This is a genomic window from Agarivorans sp. MS3-6, from assembly GCF_054112545.1.
Genome location: NZ_CM134202.1, coordinates 3,682,339 through 3,700,863, shown reverse-complemented (window position 1 = coordinate 3,700,863; position 18,525 = coordinate 3,682,339). Strand labels below are relative to the sequence as shown.

Genomic DNA, 18,525 nt, shown 5'->3' with positions numbered 1-18,525 from the left:
TTATTTAACCGTTCTATTGGTAACTTTAATTTGTTTAAATAATGCGCGACTCGTTAACTCTCTACCATTTAACAATTGAGCAATGGCAATTCTACAGAATCGTTTGGCGCATACTAAGTGTGCTGTGTTGGTTTCATCAAAACTTAACAGCATCAAAATATCTTCTCGACTAAAACTAGCATTAGCCAACTGAGCAGAGCTTACAAAACCTTGATCTAAACGATACTGATAATGTTGGCCTTCAGCAAGCCTCTCTGGTTCACTTAAGGCAAACCCTAGTTCAGTTAATAGACTTAACTCAAACTCTCGCAAACAGACCTCTAAGGGTTGCTGCTTGGCTAGCGCGACTAAACTTTGTTGGTATTTCTGGTACAAGCAAGGATAGGCGGTATTCTCGTCTAACAAATGGTATAGCAACTCATTAAGGTACAAGGCACTATACAAATGCTCGCCAAACAAAGGAAAAGCTAAACTACTCGCTTCAGCTTGTTTTAGGTTAAGCAATGACCCTTTCCCTGAAAGCTCAACCAGCAACGGAACACCGGGTTGCAAAATGCCTTTCAAGCGGGAGCGCTTGGCTCTTGCCCCTCTGGCGACCACACTCACCTTGCCAGCTTCAAAGGTAAACAACTGAACCAATAAGCTGGTTTCGCGATATGGACGCGTATGGATAACAAAAGCCGGAGTCATCGGCTGAGCAGACAAGTTTTACTCGTCTCCGTAACCTAAACTGCGTAAGGCTCGCTCATCATCAGCCCAGCCAGACTTCACTTTCACCCACATTTCCAGAAACACTTTATTGTCGAACAATTTTTCCATATCTAAGCGCGCTTCTTTGCCAATGGTTTTTAGCTTCTCGCCTTTATTACCAATAATCATTCGTTTTTGACTAGGTCGCTCAACCAAAATCAGCGCGTTAATCTGATATACACCATTCTCTTGCATCTTAAACTGCTCTATTTCTACGGTAGTAGAATAAGGCAACTCTTGACCGGTAAAGCGCATCAGCTTTTCACGGACAATTTCAGCCGCCATAAAGCGAGATGAACGATCAGTAATATAATCTTCTGGAAAAAAGTGCACATTTTCAGGCAGTGTTTGTTGAGCCCAGCCGCGCAATTGTTCTATGTTCTTACCTTGCTTGGCAGAAATAGGCAAAATGTGTGAAAAATCAAATTTTTCACTCATTAACTGCATGTGCGGGAATAACTCTTCTTTATCTTGAACGTTATCCACTTTATTAATCGCCAGCACAACCGGTACTTTTAGGTGGCGCAGTTTACCCAACACCATTTCATCATCAGTTGTCCACTTAGTGCCTTCAACCACAAAAATAACCATCGATACATCACCCAGAGAACTGGTGGCTGCGCGGTTCATTAAACGGTTAATCGCTCGTTGCTCTTCAACGTGCAAGCCAGGCGTATCAACAAAAATAGTCTGATAAATACCAGCGGTGTCGATCCCCAGAATTCGATGTCGAGTCGTTTGTGGCTTTTTCGAAGTGATACTCACCTTTTGACCTAATAGGTTATTCAGTAAGGTAGATTTACCGACATTGGGTCGACCAACAATCGCCACAAAACCACAGCGGGTATCATAATTCATACTAAACGCTCCAAAACAAGTTCAGCAGCTACTTGCTCTGCTTTACGCCTGCTAGTGCTAGTGCCGATAACGGGTTGGTCTAAACCTTCCACCTTACAGCTAACCGTAAATTGTTGATTATGTGCCTCGCCTTTTATTTCGACGACTTGGTAATCAGGCAGTACTTGTTTACGCGATTGCAAAATTTCTTGTAAACGGGTTTTAGGATCTTTTTGGCTCAGTCCTGGCTCAATGTTTTCTAAGCGCTCGTTATACCAAGTAAGCAGTAACTGCTGCGCTTGGTCGGCACCTCTGTCCAAATACACTGCGCCAATAATTGCTTCAACAGCATCGGCTAAAATAGATTCGCGACGAAAACCGCCACTTTTCAGCTCACCAGGGCCTAACTTGATATAATCGCCTAGCTCGAAGGCTCGCGCTAATTCCGCGAGGGTTTTGCCCTTTACTAAAGTAGAGCGCATCGGGCTTAAATCACCCTCTGATACATGAGGAAAACGACGATAAAGCTCATCAGCAATCACCCAGCTTAGTACCGCATCACCTAAAAACTCCAACCGTTCATTATGAACGCCGCCAGCACTGCGATGAGTGAGTGCTAGGTGTAACAAACTCTCATCTTTAAATTGATAACCGATCGCTCGTTGTAAGCGTTCAGGATTTGAACTATTCATTATCTACCTTTACTTAATCGCGCCAACGCGATTGAATCGAACACCCGTTGGTATCCATCCTGGCAATATTGAATCTTCGGCGCGCTCAAATTCAAAGCTAATCCATATAGCTACGGCTTTACCCACTAAGTTGTCATCAGACACAAAGCCCCAAAACCGACCATCCATACTGTTGTCGCGGTTATCACCTAAAGCCAAATAATGGCCGGCCGGCACTATCCATTCATCTTGAGCGGTGCCCGATTGGGGATAATAACTTGATACTCTTTCTGGTCTTGCTGGGTTAACCAATATTTCATGTTCAAAATCAGCTAACTGCTCAGTATAATTTTGTAAAGGAATCACCCCATCCCAAAACTTCCCTTGCTCACCAATACTTAGAGGAACAGCCGCCATTTTGCTACAGGGCTCATCATGGCACTTTGGCTCGATAAACAATTGTTTGTTGCGGTAAATAACGCGGTCACCTGGTAAACCAACAATCCGCTTAATGTAGTCTACCCGGGTGTCCAGCGGGTATTTGAATACCGCAATATCACCCCGTTCAGGCGATCCAGTTTCAACGATAGTACTGCGTGTAACCGGATCTTTTAAACCATAAGCAAATTTTTCCACCAAGATAAAGTCACCAACCAATAGGGTGGGCATCATTGAACCTGATGGAATCTGGAAAGGCTCGTAAATAAACGAACGCAAAATCATTACAATCGCAATGACCGGAAACACCGAGCGTCCATTTTCTATCCAGCTTGCAGGCGCGGTAATTTTCTCTTCTGCGTCACTAGGTAAACTTCCACCAGCAGCACTGCGAGCTTCTTGCAGTTTAAGCTCACGCTGCTTTTCCCAACGAAATTTATCTAAAGCCCAAATGATTCCAGTTATAAAGGTAGCGATAACCAAAATCAGCGGAAATAGTGTAGCCATGTTAGTCCTTTCCAATATGTAGAACAGCTAAGAATGCTTCTTGGGGAACTTCTACGTTACCCACCTGCTTCATCCGTTTCTTACCCGCTTTTTGCTTCGCTAGTAGTTTCTTCTTACGGCTCACATCGCCGCCATAACACTTAGCGATAACGTTTTTACGTAACTGTTTAACCGTTGAACGAGCAATAATATGCATGCCAATTGAGGCTTGAATAGCAATATCAAACATCTGACGAGGAATAAGCTCTTTCATCTTATCAACCACTTGGCGGCCACGTGATTCCGAATGATCTTTATGGGTAATTAGCGCAAGAGCGTCTACTCTATCGCCATTAATCATAATATCAACTCGCACCATATTGGCAGCTTGGAAGTGCTTGAAGTTGTAATCCAGCGAAGCGTAACCACGGCTGGTTGATTTTAGCTTATCAAAGAAATCTAACACCACTTCGGCCATTGGGATTTCATAGGTTAAAGCGACTTGCTTGCCGTGATAAGCCATATTGATTTGCATACCACGTTTTTCTACACACAAGGTAATCACGTTACCCAAATACTCTTGGGGCACCAATATATTAACTTCAGCGATCGGCTCACGAATTTCGGCAATGTTATTGGTAGGCGGCAATTTGGCGGGGCTATCTACAAATAACTCGTCACCGTTGTTCATTTCAACCTGATACACCACGGTCGGTGCCGTAGTAATCAAATCAAGATCGTATTCACGCTCCAAACGTTCCTGAATGATTTCCATGTGCAGCATGCCCAAGAAACCACAACGGAAACCAAAACCTAGTGCGGTTGAGTTTTCTGGCTCATAAAACAATGAAGCGTCGTTTAGGCTTAGTTTACCTAAGGCATCACGGAAGTTTTCGTAATCATCAGAACTGGTAGGGAACAAACCAGCATAAACCTGTGGTTTCACTTTTTTAAAGCCCGGTAAGGCTTCGGTAGAACCATTTTTTAAGGTGGTTAATGTATCACCTACCGGCGCGCCTAAAATGTCTTTAATACCGGCGACAATATAGCCCACTTCACCGGTTCTTAGGATGCCTGTACTGGTTTGTTTAGGAGTGAAAATCCCTACTTCGTTAACTACATGGGATTGCCCCGTAGACATAACGACCATTCTTTCGCCAGCTTTCAACTCACCATTGGTGACTCGAACCAAAGAGACAACACCTTGGTAATTATCAAACCAAGAGTCGATAATCAGTGCTTGCAATGGGCCTTCGCTGTTACCAACTGGTGGCGGAATATCTCGAACAATAGTTTCGAGTACATCGCCGATGCCTAAGCCCGTTTTAGCCGAACATACGGTAGCGTCGGTGGCATCAATCCCTACGATATCTTCAATTTCTTCTGCGACTCGGTCAGGGTCAGCTTGCGGTAAATCAATTTTGTTGAGCACTGGAATGACTTCCAGCTCCATTTCCATGGCGGTATAACAGTTGGCCAAGGTTTGCGCTTCTACACCTTGCGCCGCGTCAACAACCAGTAAAGCACCCTCACAAGCCGCCAAAGAACGTGAAACTTCATAAGTGAAGTCAACGTGTCCTGGAGTATCAATAAAGTTAAGCTGATAGGTTTCACCGTCATTTGCGGTGTAATCTAAGGTGACACTTTGTGCTTTAATGGTAATTCCGCGTTCACGCTCTAAATCCATAGAGTCTAAAACCTGCGCTTCCATTTCGCGCGCGCTCAAGCCACCACAATGCTGGATAAGTCGATCTGATAACGTCGATTTACCATGGTCAATATGGGCAATAATCGAAAAGTTACGAATATTCTTATTTATCAAGGGCATACCTTTGTAAAATCAATGGCGACAAAATTTCATTTCGCCTTTCTTAAAAATGCAGCAATCGTGCATTATATCGTTGACGCGGATACTACCACAATCCGCCAAGAACCAAAAAAAATGCGCTATATTTTCAGCACTCTGTTATTAGCGTAAAAACAAAAAACGCCCTAAAAGAAGGGCGCTGGGATGATTCGCATAACAAATGCTGACAATTATTGGCTTCGTCGAATCATCTTAGGCTTATAACTGGCGTGCCCCATAAAACGTTTTGTATAGAGCTTGACCATCACAAAGCCAATCAACAAGCCGCATAGTGAAGTGATGATCACGACCCCTTCACTTACTTGAGTGGCTTTACCCATTCCAGCGCCGGCCATCAACAGTAACAAGGGCAGTAAATAAACCAACAAGGCGCTATTGAGCATATTTTTTGAGTTTAAGCCCAATTCAATACTATCCCCGACTTTGACTTCTTCAGTGATTTCGACACTTAACTGATGCGTTCTCGTTGGGAACGCTTTTGCTATTGCGCTATTTCCACAATGCTCAGCGCTACCGCAACTGCCACAAGCGCTTTTACTCACGCACTCAACCAACGCTTGGCCTTGATGAAAACCAACAACTTTAGCGGTTTCAATAATCAATTTAGGGTTGTTGTGTTGGCTCACTTGGGGTCTCCAAATAAGGGCCAATCTTCACCGAGTCCGCAATTTTAGAGGCCGTTTCCGGAGGGATTTCACCCACCACGGTAATCTCAACGCCTTTTCTTACTACGGTATGTAAACTGGTGGCCCCTTGACGGACTAACTGCTCACGTAAAGGATTGGTTTGGCCAATGACATTGGCGTAAACAGAGATATCAAATAAACCATCACTGAGCTTTATGTAGTCTACTGATTCAGACAAAATTGCCAGCGAATGTTGTTCTTTTTGAGCAACTTGCATTCCACTCGGTTGCCAACCTAGACGCCAATTAATATCATGAGTCACATCATGAACCGCGTCTTTTCCTGCTACTTTACTGGGTAATTCAAGACTGGCTAACTCTTTCATCCATTCTGTAGGATGTTCAAATTCTGCCAGAGTGACCGCCATGTGCTGTTCAACCAACTCGCCATTTTGATCAACAATATCAAGCCGCAAAGGAAGCTGAGAACTATAATCAATCCAAAAATACAAACCGTAAAGATCAGCTGATTTTGGCACAATTCGCATGACTTGAGCAGGGCGACCTGCCACCCTACTTTTTCCAGCAATGACCAAATCGTAATTAGCCGTTAAACTGTCTATATCTACCGCAGCTAAATTACCGAACATGCCCGGCAAACGGGTTGACGCCAAACTATAAGGGGTTTGTCCCGGCTCAAAAAAAGCCACTGAGCCATCTCGGTAAACGGCTTCATTCGCAGGGCCGTTCAAATAAACCCGGTGCGCAAGCTCAAGACCATCAACCACGCCGTGAATTAATCGCTTTGGCTCTATATGACCTTGGCGCACAGTGATTGACGCTAACTCAAAATTACGTTGATGAAATGACTGCTGATATTCTTTAAGTAGGTTTAAGGCGGTTTGGGTTTGAGGAATAGAAGAAGATACAGACGTTTCTGTATCCTCGGCAAAAACAGAAAAAGATGCCAGTAATACAATTACTGGCATCCAAAATTGGTTAAAACGCATAGCTTATATTTTTACTCTACAATTCGCTGCTGAAAACGATGATCCTGAAGGTACGCACTGATGCGCTTACGTTGCTCTATCACTTCAGCCTCAGTTAACTCCCGAGGTAAAGGATTAGACTGCAAGCTTACCGGGGCAACCGAACCGCCAACAGGTACTGTACTAAATACCGGCAATGGCTGCGTCGCATCACCATCGTTGTACGAGTATTGTTGCACACCAACAATCGCCGCAACGGCAACCGAAGCAGCAATGGCATATTGACCCGCGTATTTAAAGAAACTAACCACTTTACCAGAGGGGGCTTTAGTTTCTGTCACTTGGGGTTTAGGCGCAACAATTGCTGGCTCTTGTTCAAGCGCTTGAGCGATATTGCCCGCGATATCTAAGTCAATATATTTAGGCGTTTCACCGCGAAGGACGTCACCAATCAAGTGGTAATTACTCCACTGTTCGGAATGCTCCGGCTCATTGGCTAACAGTTCTAACAAAGCTGCATCAGTTAATTCATTATCAACCAATGCTGATAGCTGCTCTTTATTTGCCATATTCGTTATCAATCCCCAAAAAGTTACCTGCTTAACAGCGGCTGGATCCGTTTTTCAATTGCATCCCTTGCTCGGAATATCCGTGATCTCACGGTTCCAACAGGACAATCCATAACACTTGCAATTTCTTCGTAACTTAGACCATCTATTTCACGAAGCGTTATTGCAGTACGCAAATCATCGGGTAGTCCTTCTATTGTAGCAAAGACTACCTCTTTTATTTCTTCTGATAACAGCAAAGTTTCTGGCGTGTCAGCTTCTTTTAGTGCTTCTCCACCATCATAAAACTCAGCTTCATCTGCATCTACATCGTTTGCTGGGGGCCTACGCCCTTGGGCAACAATATGATTTTTAGCTGTATTAACCGCTATACGATACAACCAAGTATAAAACGCACTTTCTCCGCGAAAGTTAGGTAAAGCACGATAAGCCTTGATAAACGCGTCTTGCGTTACATCAGGAACATCACCATGATTCACGATATAACGTGATATTAGGTTAGCGACCTTGTGTTGGTATTTTTGCACCAACAAGTTAAATGCTGCTTTATCACCGCGCTGCGTTCGTTCAACCAACGCTTGATCTGTCCATTGCTCTGACATCTGAAGCTACCGTCTCCTTAAATAGGAAGTTTTGGTAACTTTTTTTGCGGCACATCTCTTCAGACTACTTGTTTTCAAAAAAGTTCTCTTTTAACTAAATAAAATTTTGCGCCTCTGTGAGACAGTGCAAACTTGAGTAAGTTTCAGTTAAACTATTATATACTCAAATCTTTTTAAACATCATATAAGAGCGCATCTATGGAATACACTAGCGATGTTCTAATAATAGGCAGTGGCGCTGCAGGCTTAACCATGGCATTAAACCTCGCCGATTATGCCAAAGTCCACGTCTTGAGCAAAGGACCTCTAAAAGAAGGTTCAACTTATTATGCCCAAGGAGGGATAGCCGCTGTATTTGATAAGAATGACAGTGTAGAAGAACATGTCAATGATACTCTTATCGCCGGAGATGGCTTATGTGATGAAGCCGCGGTTAAATTTACTGCAGAAAACAGCAAAAAATGTATCGATTGGCTGATTAATCTAGGGGTTCCCTTCGATCAAGAAACCGCCAAAAATGGCGAGTCTCAGTATCATCTTACTCGAGAAGGTGGGCACAGCCGTAGACGAATTTTGCATGCCGCAGACGCTACCGGAAAAGCCGTTCAACGAACCTTGGTAAGAGCGGTATTAAGCCACCCAAACATCACCATATTAGAGCGTTTTAATGCGGTAGACCTGATAACCCAAGAGCAAGCAGGCAAAGAAAAAGTCGTGGGCGCCTACGTCTGGAACCGAAATAAAGAACGAGTAGAAGTAGTAAAAGCAAAATTTGTGGCAATGGCGACAGGTGGCGCGAGTAAAGTATACCAATACACCAGTAACCCTGATGTCAGCAGTGGCGACGGTATCGCGATGGCCTGGCGAGCGGGTTGTCGCGTGGCAAATATGGAGTTTAACCAATTTCACCCCACTTGCTTGTTCCACCCAGAAGCGCGTAATTTCCTATTAACCGAAGCGCTGCGAGGCGAAGGTGCTTTATTAAAACGCCCTGATGGTAGCCGCTTTATGCCCGATTTCGATTCTAGGGAAGAATTAGCACCTCGAGATGTCGTCGCCCGCGCTATTGATTACGAAATGAAACGCCTAGGAGCCGATTGTGTATACCTCGATATCAGTCACCGCGATGATGAATTTATCGAGCTGCACTTCCCTACCATTTTAAAGCGTTGTTTAGAGCTAGGTATCGATATTCGCACCCAGCCTATCCCTGTGGTACCGGCTGCGCATTATACTTGTGGTGGTGTTGTCACCAACCTTGAAGGCCAAACCGATCTAACCAATCTTTACGCCATAGGTGAAGTGGCCTATACCGGCTTACACGGTGCCAATCGTATGGCGAGCAACTCTCTACTTGAGTGTGTGGTATTTGCGCATGCTGCTAGCGAACACATTAAGCGGCATTTAAACGATGTTCAGCTAACGGCTGAAATAGAACCATGGGATGACAGTCAAGTGAGTGACTCAGATGAAGAAGTGATTATTAATCACAACTGGCACGAGTTAAGACTATTCATGTGGGATTACGTGGGAATTGTTAGAACAAACAAACGCCTAGAGCGGGCTATGCGCCGCATTCAATTATTGCAACAAGAGATTTTTGAGTATTACTCAAACTTTAAAGTAGGCAATAACTTGCTAGAGTTACGTAACTTATTGCAGGTGGCTGAACTGATTGTAGGTTGCGCGATGCGCCGCCATGAAAGCCGTGGATTACATTACAACTTAGATTATCCAGAAAAGCTTGAGACCATTAAGCCTACCATTTTAGACCCTAATACCTTCTACTTAGAAGATAACGAGCTGTAAGCCAACCAAGAAGCAATGCTAGTAAAGTAGTATTGCTTCTGCGTCTATTGATCCTAGCAAAGCATTTTTAGGTTGATTCAAGGTCGCTAGCTTGTTTAGGAAAATTAATAATGAAGCAGAGTTTGCGATAAACATCGTCACTGATGCTATCCGCAAAAATGACTTTAATAGCGAGCTTATCTTGCCGAGTGGCGACCACCAAGCAACAGCCCAAAGCCACTCGAGAATTAGCCAACCACCGATACGCTAGCCACTCGTCTGCATGCTTAAAGGCTAATTGTTCGGCACTAAAACACATCTCTGGCTGATAGTGCCTCCAGTGCCACAACAGGCTTGCAATCGCGACCAAGCAAAACGCCGATAAAGGCAGCAATTGTGGAAAACACCATAGCAACACTAGCTGTAAGGTCGCACAGCTCGCAATAAGCGCTAGATAAGTGCGAGAGCGAGTCGCCGCAAATTTATACTTTGACGCGTTTAAGAATGACATCAACCATATCAGCTAGTTGCTTATCTTCGCATTGTTTGTGACCCATAAACCAAGAGAATAAATCCGGGTCGTCACACGCCAGTAAACGTTTAAACGTTAGTTTTTGTTCATCACCTAAATCATCATAAGCTTCATCTACAAAGGGCATAAATAACACGTCAAGCTCTAACATACCTCGACGACAGGCCCATTTTAAACGTGATTTATTTTCCTGCATGTTGTTCCTTGTTTACATGAGTTACACTGGTAAATACGGCTATCGCCTAATAAATTATCCAGTTATAAGTTGATGAAAGCGTGTCTTCGAAGATACCATTTCAGCAACAAAATTACATCTTAATAAGCTTGACCTAGCTCTCAATGGAAGTCGACTATGTCTCAACAAACATTATGCACCCTACCTCCACTTTTAGTTCAACCTCTTGATCAATGGCACCTTGTCAGAGTCAGTGGTGACGATGCACAGAGCTACCTGCAAGGCCAGTTGAGCTGTGATGTAAATAGCTTAGCGCCAGGCCAACAAACCTTGGCTGCACACTGTGACCCTACCGGTAAAATGTGGTCTGTATTACGCTTACTGCGTCTTCAAAATGACTACCTCTACCTACAACCAAAATCCCTGGCCGAGTCACAACTCAACCAGATGAAAAAATACGCGGTATTTTCTAAGGTAAACATAGAGACAGAATCCTCTTTGCACACTATTGCGGTAATGGGAAGCGAAGCCCCTCATTACATCGCCGCCAAATTTGGCGATGATATCGCCAGCCACGGCGGCCTGATAGAGCAAGGTGTTTGTATACATATTGACGGTCCAAAGCGTCGCTACTTGGTGATAACCGAGTCAGAAAACTGGGGAGCAGACGCCCCAGCAAGTGACTTAGACGCTAATGAGTTATGGCGTGCGCTACAAATCGTTTCGGGCCTTCCGACTCTAGAGCAGGCCACCACTCAGCAATTTATTCCGCAAGCATTAAACTTACAGTACCTTGACGCCATTAGCTTTTCTAAGGGCTGCTATACAGGCCAAGAGACCATTGCTAGGGCCAAATATAGAGGCGCCAACAAACGCGCATCTTTGCGCTTAGCCGGCCATGGCTCAACCGTACCTAAAGCAGGCGATCGCCTTGAACAGCAAATGGGCGAGAACTGGCGTGGTAAAGGCACGGTGTTACAAGCGGTGCAGTTAGAGCCTGGCTATATAGAACTGTTAGCAGTCTTAAATAACGATACCGATACTGAAGCCAAATTTCGTTTAGCCGGAGATGAGCAAAGCTTATATACCATCGCCCAGCTACCCTATAGCCTGCAAGATTAGCGGTTTTTAGTGTGGTCTAATGATAGGAACCAGCAGGAATATGAGTAACTCAAACATTAGCGACTCTCCTTGCATTCGTCAGTGTACCTTAGACGGTGATGACGTATGTGTAGGTTGTTTCCGTCATTTAGAAGAAATTTGTGCCTGGACCACCTTGGATGAAGATGGCAAAAATGCCATTTTGCAACGTTGTGAGCAACGCAAAAGCCAACTGAAGCCTTGGCACTTTAGCGCCACAAAATGCTCCCGTTAACCCTACAAGGTATAAATAAGAAAACAGCGTGGCAAAAGCCGCGCTGTTTTCTTAATCCAATGACTAGCTAACCAAAGTCACCATTCACATAACCACGTGTACGTTCATCTTGCGGAGCACTAAAAATTTGTGCGGTGTCACCGTGTTCTACTAACTCCCCCATCCAGAAAAATGCCGTTTTATCCGAAATACGTTTCGCCTGTGCCATCGAGTGAGTCACAATCACAATGGTGAATTTTTTGCGTAATTCATCCATCAATTCTTCAATTTTATGGGTAGCGATGGGATCCAGTGCGCTAGTGGGTTCATCCATCAAAATAACATCAGGTTGAATCGCAATCGTACGGGCAATACATAAACGTTGCTGCTGCCCACCCGACAAACCAAAAGCAGGGCTATTCAAGCGATCTGCCACCTCATCCCACAGCGCAGCACTGCGTAAGGCCGATTCAACGGTATCATCGAGGATTTGTTTATTGCGGATCCCTTGAGCACGTAATCCATAGGCTACGTTTTCATAAATGCTCATCGGGAAGGGATTGGCTTTTTGAAATACCATGCCCACTTTCATGCGCAAAGCGGCAACATTACGGTCTTGGTAAATATCTTTACCTTCGAGCATAACATCCCCATCAATATGCACATTTTCAATTAAATCGTTCATACGATTCAAAGTACGTAACAAAGTAGATTTACCGCAGCCGGATGGGCCAATCAAGGCTGTTACCTTTCTCTCTGGAATAGGTAAATTGATCCCTTTTAATGCGTGGGTATCACCGTAATGTAAATTAAGCTGTTTAACATCAAACTTATTCATATCAATCTCTTAGTAAGAAGCTTTGTTGAATCGACTGGCGATCAATTTCGTTAGCAAGTTAATGGCTAGCACCAAAAAAATTAACACGGTGGCTGTAGCATAAGCCTGATTCCATTCATTCACAGTGAACAATTCTTGGGTAAGTTTATACAAGTGGACCGTTAAGGTTCGCCCTGAATCTAATACCGACTCAGGGATCCTCGTCACCATACCAGCGGTTAAAAACACCGGTGCCGACTCACCAATGATGCGGCCAGTACTTAAAATAACGGCGGTGACAATACCCGGCATCGCAGAAGGTAAAATGACACGCCAAATGGTGTAAATACGCGAGCTTCCCAAGCCGTAAGAGGCTTCACGATAAGCTTGTGGCACCGCGATCAAGGCTTCTTCGGTGGTGCGAATAATAACTGGCAAGATTAAAATGGCTAAGGTCAGCGCGCCAGACAAAATAGAGAAACCTAAACCTAAGGTAACCACAAAGAAGGTCATACCAAATAGGCCATAAATAATTGACGGTATCCCGGCTAATGATTCAGTACAAAAGCGAATTACCTTCACCAGTTTGCTGCCAGGCTTGGCATATTCGGTTAAATACAACGCCGTCATGATGCCAATAGGCGCGGCAATCGAAATCGATAACACCACCATGTACAAGGTAGAAACAATCATCGAGAAAATGCCCGATACTTCCCCTACGGTGGTGTAAGCTGAGCTAATAAACTCCCAACTTACATGGCTAAGGCCGTTACTCAATATGTGCCATAACATCCATACTAAGAACAAGATTGTCATCCCAGCCCCACCCCAAATAAGGCTTATGGCAGCCAAGTCTTCAATACGACGACGCATTATTTAACCCTCTTACGATTAAGCACTAATAATGTTGCATTCAGCAGCATGACAAAAATCAGTAATACGATACCGGTTGAGTAAAGTGAGCTAGCATGAATGCCTGTTGCATAAGACATTTCCAAGGCTATATTGGCGGTTAATGAACGCGCCGAATCTAACAACGAACCCGGCATTGCGGGTGAATTACCCATCACCATAATAATTGCCATGGTTTCACCTACAGCGCGGGCCACGCCAAGTACAATACCGGCCAAAATGCCAGAACGAGCAGCAGGTAACATCACCTTAAAAATAGTGAACATTGGCGAAGCGCCTAAGGCGTAAGAGCCTTCTTTATATGTCTTGGGTATGGCTCTAATTGAGGTTTCAGTAATCGTAATTACCGTAGGTAGAATCATTACCGCCAACACAATAATAGCCGCTAAGACTGTGCTTCCTGCGGGGATATTAAAGGTGCTCTCTATGGCTGGCACAATAATCACCAAGCCAAAAAAGCCATATACCACTGAAGGAATACCCGCCAATAACTCAACGGCTGGTCGAATCACATTCGCTAACCATTTGGGTGCCACTTCTGCCAAAAAAATCGCAGTCAGCAACGCCACCGGTACACCGATGATCACCGCCCCTAAGGCTGAAACGACCGATGCAACGATCATCGCACCAATTCCGTATAAAGCCGGTGGGTACCAAGCTGTGCCCAATAAAAAATTGCCTAAGCCGGCAAACTGAATGGCCGGTAAACCTTCTTGCACTAAAAAGTAACCAATAGTGACTACCGATAGCACACCAATAAGGGCACTAAGCAAAAACAAAAAATTAAAAAACCTGCCAGCCCAATCAACGCGATGGGCCGACTGGCTCAAAGCATCTAATAGTTGGCTATTCTTCAACTCAAACTCGTGAGCAGGGGCAGCTATTGCTTGATTCATTCTATATTTATTCCAAAATCAACACGCGGCAAAGAGGCGCTCTGTGACGCCTCTTTCAATAATTCTCGAAGGAGAGCTTAGTTAACTTCGATGTAGCCTTCTTCAGCTACGATAGTTTGGCCATCAGGTCCCATAATGAAGTCAACAAACTGTTGTGCTTCAGGTGCAGGCTGGCTGTTTACTAGCAACACAAATGGACGAGCAATCCCGTAAGAACCAGCTTGAATATTAGCTTTAGTGGCTGCGGCACCTTCAATGGCTACGGCAGTAAGCGATTCATCAACTGAACCCAGAGAAATAAATCCAATAGCGAAAGGATTATTGGCCACTAGTGTCTTGATAGCGCCATTGCCACTGGCAACTTGGGCACGAGGCGAGATAGCTGTAACAGTGATGCCATTTATTTTTTGGGTTAAACCCATGATGTCTTCAAATGCACCGCGGGTACCAGAACCTACTTCACGAGTCACCGCAACGATGGGCTGGTCAGCACCGCCGACCTCTTTCCAATTGTTAATCTCACCCATGTAGATTTTTTTAACTTGCTCGATAGTAAGGTCACTGACTTGGTTTGCAGTATTTACCGCAACAGCAATGCCATCCATTGCCATCACTAATTCTTTAGTGTCAGCGTTCAACTCACCATCTTTGACCTCACGCGAAGACATACCAATCATGCTCGTGCCTTCTTTTGCTGCACGAATACCCGCAGATGATCCGGTACTTTGTACTTCAACAACGTCTTTTTGAGTGGCTTGGTATTTCTCAGCCAATACCTCCATTATTCCTGATACGGAGGTGGAACCTGAAACGGTAACGGTATTACTAGCAAATGCATTGGCTGCAAATAGCATTGATGCAGCACTTAAGGCGGAAATGAACTTAATTCTCATAATACTTCTCTATGCGATTGAATAATGACAAACAACTTGTCTAAGTCGAGACGCATTGAAACAAGCAAATATGACACTAAGATTACAATGAGATATTTTAAGGAGGTTTTTACATGATAAAGCAGACAAATAATTGGCAAACAAATATAAAAGCAGGCTAACGCACTAAAAAATACACACGCAAAGAATCCTTTCTCTGCGTATTAGTTAACTATGAACCACGCCAACTACGCACATGACCAGTATCAATGTGAATAAAGCCACTACTTGGGTAGTAGCCAACGCCGCCAAGCCCAAGCGCTAAAGCTTCTTTATGTACTTTAGCTAAAGATACACCTTTCACTTTTATATCAATGGCTTGGCCAGTCATATGGAAACTTTTCTTAGCCACGCCAGATCCGTTACCACGTAACATTTCATTGGTAGCAGGAGAGCGATAACCGGAGATTACCTGAAAGAGAACCTCTCCACCTAAGCGGTCTTGCAGTAAAGCCATTTGCATATACAAGGCTCTATCCATTTCGATCGACTCGTTACGTCTAAAATCACGTAATAAGGTATCTAACTGTTTCACTTCCTTGTCTTGAAACTGTCCATCCTTCCAAAAACACACCTCGCAACTCTCACTGGTATGCAAATTGTTTAAACTAAGAATTCGACTACCCGGTATATCTCTAGATATACTTGAACTTGCATAAGTTTTGGGTATTCCAAGACCGATAAATCCAGCGCCTAATCCCAACAACAACGAACGCCTTTTTAGCTTTCGGTCTAACATTTACACTCACCTCAAATGGATCAAAAAACAATCAATTTGGTGTAAAATACCGACGAAATGGGTGAAAAGCAAACAATACGCTAAAAGTGAAACTTATCAACTAGCAAAAATGCTACATAGAAATAACTTAAGCAACTGTTTAAAAGAGTAATTTTTTAGCTAGAGAGTTGTTTAACACTAGGGTCAAAATTGTAAATATCTTTTCTATAATGAAGACCACCGGTTTCATCAAACCAAGATGTGAAGTAAACCAAATAAACAGGTACTTTTTGGCGTAACCTAACCCACTTAGGCTTCCCTTTAGCCACAATCCTCTGTTTATACGACTCACTATAACCCGCTTGTTTTAGCAATTGCTCCGCTAATACTTCTGCCGCTTCTACTCTTACGCAGCCAGAGCTAAAATCACGTTGAAATTCAGAAAAAAGCTCAGGTGAAGAAGTATCGTGTAAATACACTGCAAACTGATTGTCGAAATGGAACTTGTAACCACCTAAAGCATTGCCAGGCCCCGGACGTTGCCGCATTCGATAAGGAAACGCACCAGTATCCTTAACCAGAGTCCAGTCAACTTGTTCGCTGGGTATCGCTTGCCCGTCATAATCAAACAACTCAAAACGTTTGCGCTCAACATAACTGGGATCTTGACGAAGCTTAGGAATGATATCTTTACGCACAATAGTTCTGGGCACGTTCCAATAGGGGTTTATCACCACACTGCTAATTTCACTAACCAACAAAGGGGTGGCCCGCGAGGCTCGGCCCACCACAACCTTAGACTGAAACAATTCACTGCCTTGATTGATATAACTCATTTGATAAGCTGGAACATTAACCACTATTCGCTGCTGCGCAGACGCCTGCATGTACCCTTTCAACAACTGCTCTCTTAAGAGGTTTTTAGCCAACATTTTAGAGCGGTCAATGGGCTTAAAATTAAGCCAATACAGGGTATCTTTACCCACTATTCCATCCGTTTTTAAACCATGCTGTAACTGGAAACGTTTTAATGCCGCCACTGTTTCAGTGTCCATCAAGGGTAAATCAACTTCCAAAAAATGATTGCGCGGATCAAACTCTAATAAGCGTTGCCTCACTTTAGGCACTCTAAAATCATTAGAACCTAAGCGAATTAACGGCCCAAAGTCTATTGCTTCGCTTGGCACACGATTCTTTTCCACATTCAACCAATGCAACATTTGCTGGCGAAAGCGCAACCGCTCTATATCTAGATCACCACGCAAACCTGCGAGTTGCTGGTAAACCCGCTCATGACTTAAGTTGGCTAACCATGGTTCATCAATGAGTAATTGCAAAGAAAGCTGGTTAATATGACTTAAGGCCATGCTCTGAGCGTAATCTAAGCCGATTAACTGTTGGTAAAATGCCATTAAACCTAAAAAAGCATCCGTATAAAGGCGATCCCACTGTGGGTTACTGCTGTCGATAGCATTGATTTGTGACAACCAAGACGCTAATGCATCCGGTCCACCCGCTAAACTCAACTCTAATAACAGCCATTGTATTTGGTCACGGGCATTACGCGCTTTCGCATATCCATACCAAAGTGGCTGAGGATGAAATTGCTGTATTGATCGCTGCAACTCAGGGTAAATAACCTGATAGTCATCAACATTTGTCACTAAGCGCGACGTATTATTAGGCCAATTTAGTCGGCTTAATAAGCGCTCACCGACTGCTAATTCAGTCGCTTCAGCCGTAGGCTGTTGGCTGTTGACTTGAACCGATCTTGGTTGGCTATTCGCTTGTTTAAAAACATTACTTGGCTGTTCGCTAGGCCCCAGTATATCTACTGCAGCAGCAACATTAATACAAAACAAAGCACTTATAATGCCTAACAACATAGGACTCACTGGCACACCTAAATTAGATACAACACCCTTTAAGCATAGTTTCTCGCTTGGGGTTACAGCATAAAAATACGTGCATTTTTCATGTCGCGTTGACAATAATTAAACTAAGCCATTGAGAACATTTAGAAAGATGAGTTAGGGCCTGCCAAAAATTCCAGCTCAGCTTGACTAGATGGCCTACCTAATAAAGCATTACGATGAGGGTAGCGACCAAACTGCTCAATAATAATTTTGTGTTTAAGTTCAAACTGGTAATTATTTTCTAGGCCCGGTTGGTTAAATAGGCGCTCTGCTTGTTGGTGAATAAGTAAAGACTCACTATGCATATACGGCATATACATAAAGCCTCGTTCATTTAGGCTTAGTTGGCGATCAAACTGTTTTTCAAGCGCTGTTTGCGCTAACGCTAAGGCCAAACCATCTTGGGAAAACGCTGCTGACGAACCTCGATAAATATTCCTTGAGAACTGATCTAATACAATCACTTCAGCCAAACTGCCTTTAGCAGTATCACGCCAAGTAAATAGCTCTCCGGCACAGGCTTGCTTAAGTAAACCCTCAAAACGCTCAGAAATCAGCCGGTCGACCTGATCATCCACACTAAACCATTGCTGCGGTGATAGTTCTTCAAACCAAAAATCTAATACATGTTGAAATGTCATTTAACGCTAC

Annotated in this window: 21 protein-coding genes; 3 read left to right on the top strand and 18 right to left on the bottom strand. The window is 43.8% G+C overall.

Annotated features, from left to right (window positions below; translation table 11 throughout):
• The 9 genes from recO to rpoE all read right to left on the bottom strand — a co-directional run bounded on the left by recO (window position 1) and on the right by rpoE (window position 7,834).
• Window positions 1–705 carry a DNA repair protein RecO gene (gene recO / locus ACVFI8_RS17090; protein ID WP_457872041.1) on the bottom strand — a complete coding sequence of 235 codons (705 nt, stop codon included), beginning with the start codon at window positions 703–705 and terminating at the stop codon, window positions 1–3.
• A gap of 3 nt (window positions 706–708) precedes the next feature.
• Window positions 709–1,608, bottom strand: coding sequence for a GTPase Era (gene era / locus ACVFI8_RS17085; RefSeq protein ID WP_248712381.1), 900 nt, complete (start codon window positions 1,606–1,608; stop codon window positions 709–711).
• Window positions 1,605–2,279, bottom strand: a complete 675-nt coding sequence (rnc, locus tag ACVFI8_RS17080; protein WP_248712382.1) for a ribonuclease III — start codon at window positions 2,277–2,279, stop codon at window positions 1,605–1,607. The genes era and rnc overlap by 4 nt, the downstream gene beginning before the upstream one ends.
• A gap of 9 nt (window positions 2,280–2,288) precedes the next feature.
• Window positions 2,289–3,203 (bottom strand): signal peptidase I, encoded by a 915-nt coding sequence (gene lepB / locus ACVFI8_RS17075; protein ID WP_248712383.1) that lies wholly within the window; start codon window positions 3,201–3,203, stop codon window positions 2,289–2,291.
• 1 nt (window position 3,204) lies between these two features.
• Entirely contained in the window at window positions 3,205–5,010 is a 1,806-nt protein-coding gene (gene lepA, locus ACVFI8_RS17070) for a translation elongation factor 4 (protein WP_371923074.1), read from the bottom strand.
• Between the two features lie 209 nt (window positions 5,011–5,219).
• Window positions 5,220–5,675 carry a SoxR reducing system RseC family protein gene (locus ACVFI8_RS17065; RefSeq protein WP_457872038.1) on the bottom strand — a complete coding sequence of 152 codons (456 nt, stop codon included), beginning with the start codon at window positions 5,673–5,675 and terminating at the stop codon, window positions 5,220–5,222.
• Window positions 5,653–6,684, bottom strand: coding sequence for a MucB/RseB C-terminal domain-containing protein (locus tag ACVFI8_RS17060; RefSeq protein WP_248712386.1), 1,032 nt, complete (start codon window positions 6,682–6,684; stop codon window positions 5,653–5,655). The genes ACVFI8_RS17065 and ACVFI8_RS17060 overlap by 23 nt, the downstream gene beginning before the upstream one ends.
• An 11-nt stretch (window positions 6,685–6,695) precedes the next feature.
• Window positions 6,696–7,232, bottom strand: coding sequence for a sigma-E factor negative regulatory protein (locus tag ACVFI8_RS17055; protein ID WP_248712387.1), 537 nt, complete (start codon window positions 7,230–7,232; stop codon window positions 6,696–6,698).
• 23 nt (window positions 7,233–7,255) lie between these two features.
• Complete coding sequence (gene rpoE, locus ACVFI8_RS17050) at window positions 7,256–7,834, bottom strand: RNA polymerase sigma factor RpoE (RefSeq protein WP_248712388.1); 579 nt, start codon at window positions 7,832–7,834, stop codon at window positions 7,256–7,258.
• Window positions 7,835–8,032: 198 nt separating this feature from the next.
• Between rpoE and nadB the strand changes: the two genes are divergently transcribed.
• Window positions 8,033–9,643, top strand: coding sequence for an L-aspartate oxidase (gene nadB / locus ACVFI8_RS17045; RefSeq protein WP_457872037.1), 1,611 nt, complete (start codon window positions 8,033–8,035; stop codon window positions 9,641–9,643).
• A gap of 67 nt (window positions 9,644–9,710) precedes the next feature.
• Here nadB and ACVFI8_RS17040 read toward each other — a convergent pair whose 3' ends face one another.
• Together ACVFI8_RS17040 and ACVFI8_RS17035 are read right to left on the bottom strand one after the other, a co-directional pair.
• A complete protein-coding gene (locus ACVFI8_RS17040) occupies window positions 9,711–10,133 on the bottom strand; it encodes a hypothetical protein (RefSeq protein WP_457872036.1) in 423 nt (140 codons plus the stop codon).
• Window positions 10,105–10,350 (bottom strand): FAD assembly factor SdhE, encoded by a 246-nt coding sequence (locus ACVFI8_RS17035; protein ID WP_248712391.1) that lies wholly within the window; start codon window positions 10,348–10,350, stop codon window positions 10,105–10,107. The genes ACVFI8_RS17040 and ACVFI8_RS17035 overlap by 29 nt, the downstream gene beginning before the upstream one ends.
• 156 nt (window positions 10,351–10,506) lie before the next feature.
• Between ACVFI8_RS17035 and ygfZ the strand changes: the two genes are divergently transcribed.
• Window positions 10,507–11,451, top strand: a complete 945-nt coding sequence (gene ygfZ, locus ACVFI8_RS17030) for a tRNA-modifying protein YgfZ (RefSeq protein WP_457872035.1) — start codon at window positions 10,507–10,509, stop codon at window positions 11,449–11,451.
• 40 nt (window positions 11,452–11,491) lie between these two features.
• Window positions 11,492–11,704: a DUF1289 domain-containing protein gene (locus ACVFI8_RS17025; protein WP_248712393.1), complete on the top strand. Its 213-nt coding sequence runs from the start codon at window positions 11,492–11,494 to the stop codon at window positions 11,702–11,704.
• Between the two features lie 67 nt (window positions 11,705–11,771).
• On the opposite strand, the gene pstB is transcribed toward ACVFI8_RS17025, so the two are convergent.
• The 7 genes from pstB to ACVFI8_RS16990 form a co-directional block, all read right to left on the bottom strand.
• Window positions 11,772–12,521: a phosphate ABC transporter ATP-binding protein PstB gene (gene pstB, locus ACVFI8_RS17020; RefSeq protein ID WP_248712394.1), complete on the bottom strand. Its 750-nt coding sequence runs from the start codon at window positions 12,519–12,521 to the stop codon at window positions 11,772–11,774.
• A gap of 9 nt (window positions 12,522–12,530) precedes the next feature.
• Entirely contained in the window at window positions 12,531–13,373 is an 843-nt protein-coding gene (pstA, locus tag ACVFI8_RS17015) for a phosphate ABC transporter permease PstA (RefSeq protein ID WP_248712395.1), read from the bottom strand.
• The gene (gene pstC, locus ACVFI8_RS17010; RefSeq protein WP_248712396.1) at window positions 13,373–14,308 is read right to left on the bottom strand and encodes a phosphate ABC transporter permease subunit PstC; all 936 of its coding nucleotides are present in this window, start codon (window positions 14,306–14,308) and stop codon (window positions 13,373–13,375) included. The genes pstA and pstC overlap by 1 nt, the downstream gene beginning before the upstream one ends.
• A gap of 77 nt (window positions 14,309–14,385) precedes the next feature.
• A complete protein-coding gene (locus tag ACVFI8_RS17005; RefSeq protein ID WP_248712397.1) occupies window positions 14,386–15,201 on the bottom strand; it encodes a phosphate ABC transporter substrate-binding protein in 816 nt (271 codons plus the stop codon).
• Between the two features lie 211 nt (window positions 15,202–15,412).
• Window positions 15,413–15,979 carry a DUF882 domain-containing protein gene (locus ACVFI8_RS17000; RefSeq protein ID WP_457872034.1) on the bottom strand — a complete coding sequence of 189 codons (567 nt, stop codon included), beginning with the start codon at window positions 15,977–15,979 and terminating at the stop codon, window positions 15,413–15,415.
• Window positions 15,980–16,134: 155 nt separating this feature from the next.
• On the bottom strand, window positions 16,135–17,844 hold the full coding sequence (locus tag ACVFI8_RS16995) for a L,D-transpeptidase family protein (RefSeq protein WP_457873832.1): 1,710 nt from the start codon (window positions 17,842–17,844) through the stop codon (window positions 16,135–16,137).
• A 131-nt stretch (window positions 17,845–17,975) separates the two neighbouring features.
• A complete protein-coding gene (locus ACVFI8_RS16990; protein ID WP_248712399.1) occupies window positions 17,976–18,515 on the bottom strand; it encodes a DUF924 family protein in 540 nt (179 codons plus the stop codon).
• Window positions 18,516–18,525 lie beyond the last annotated feature (10 nt).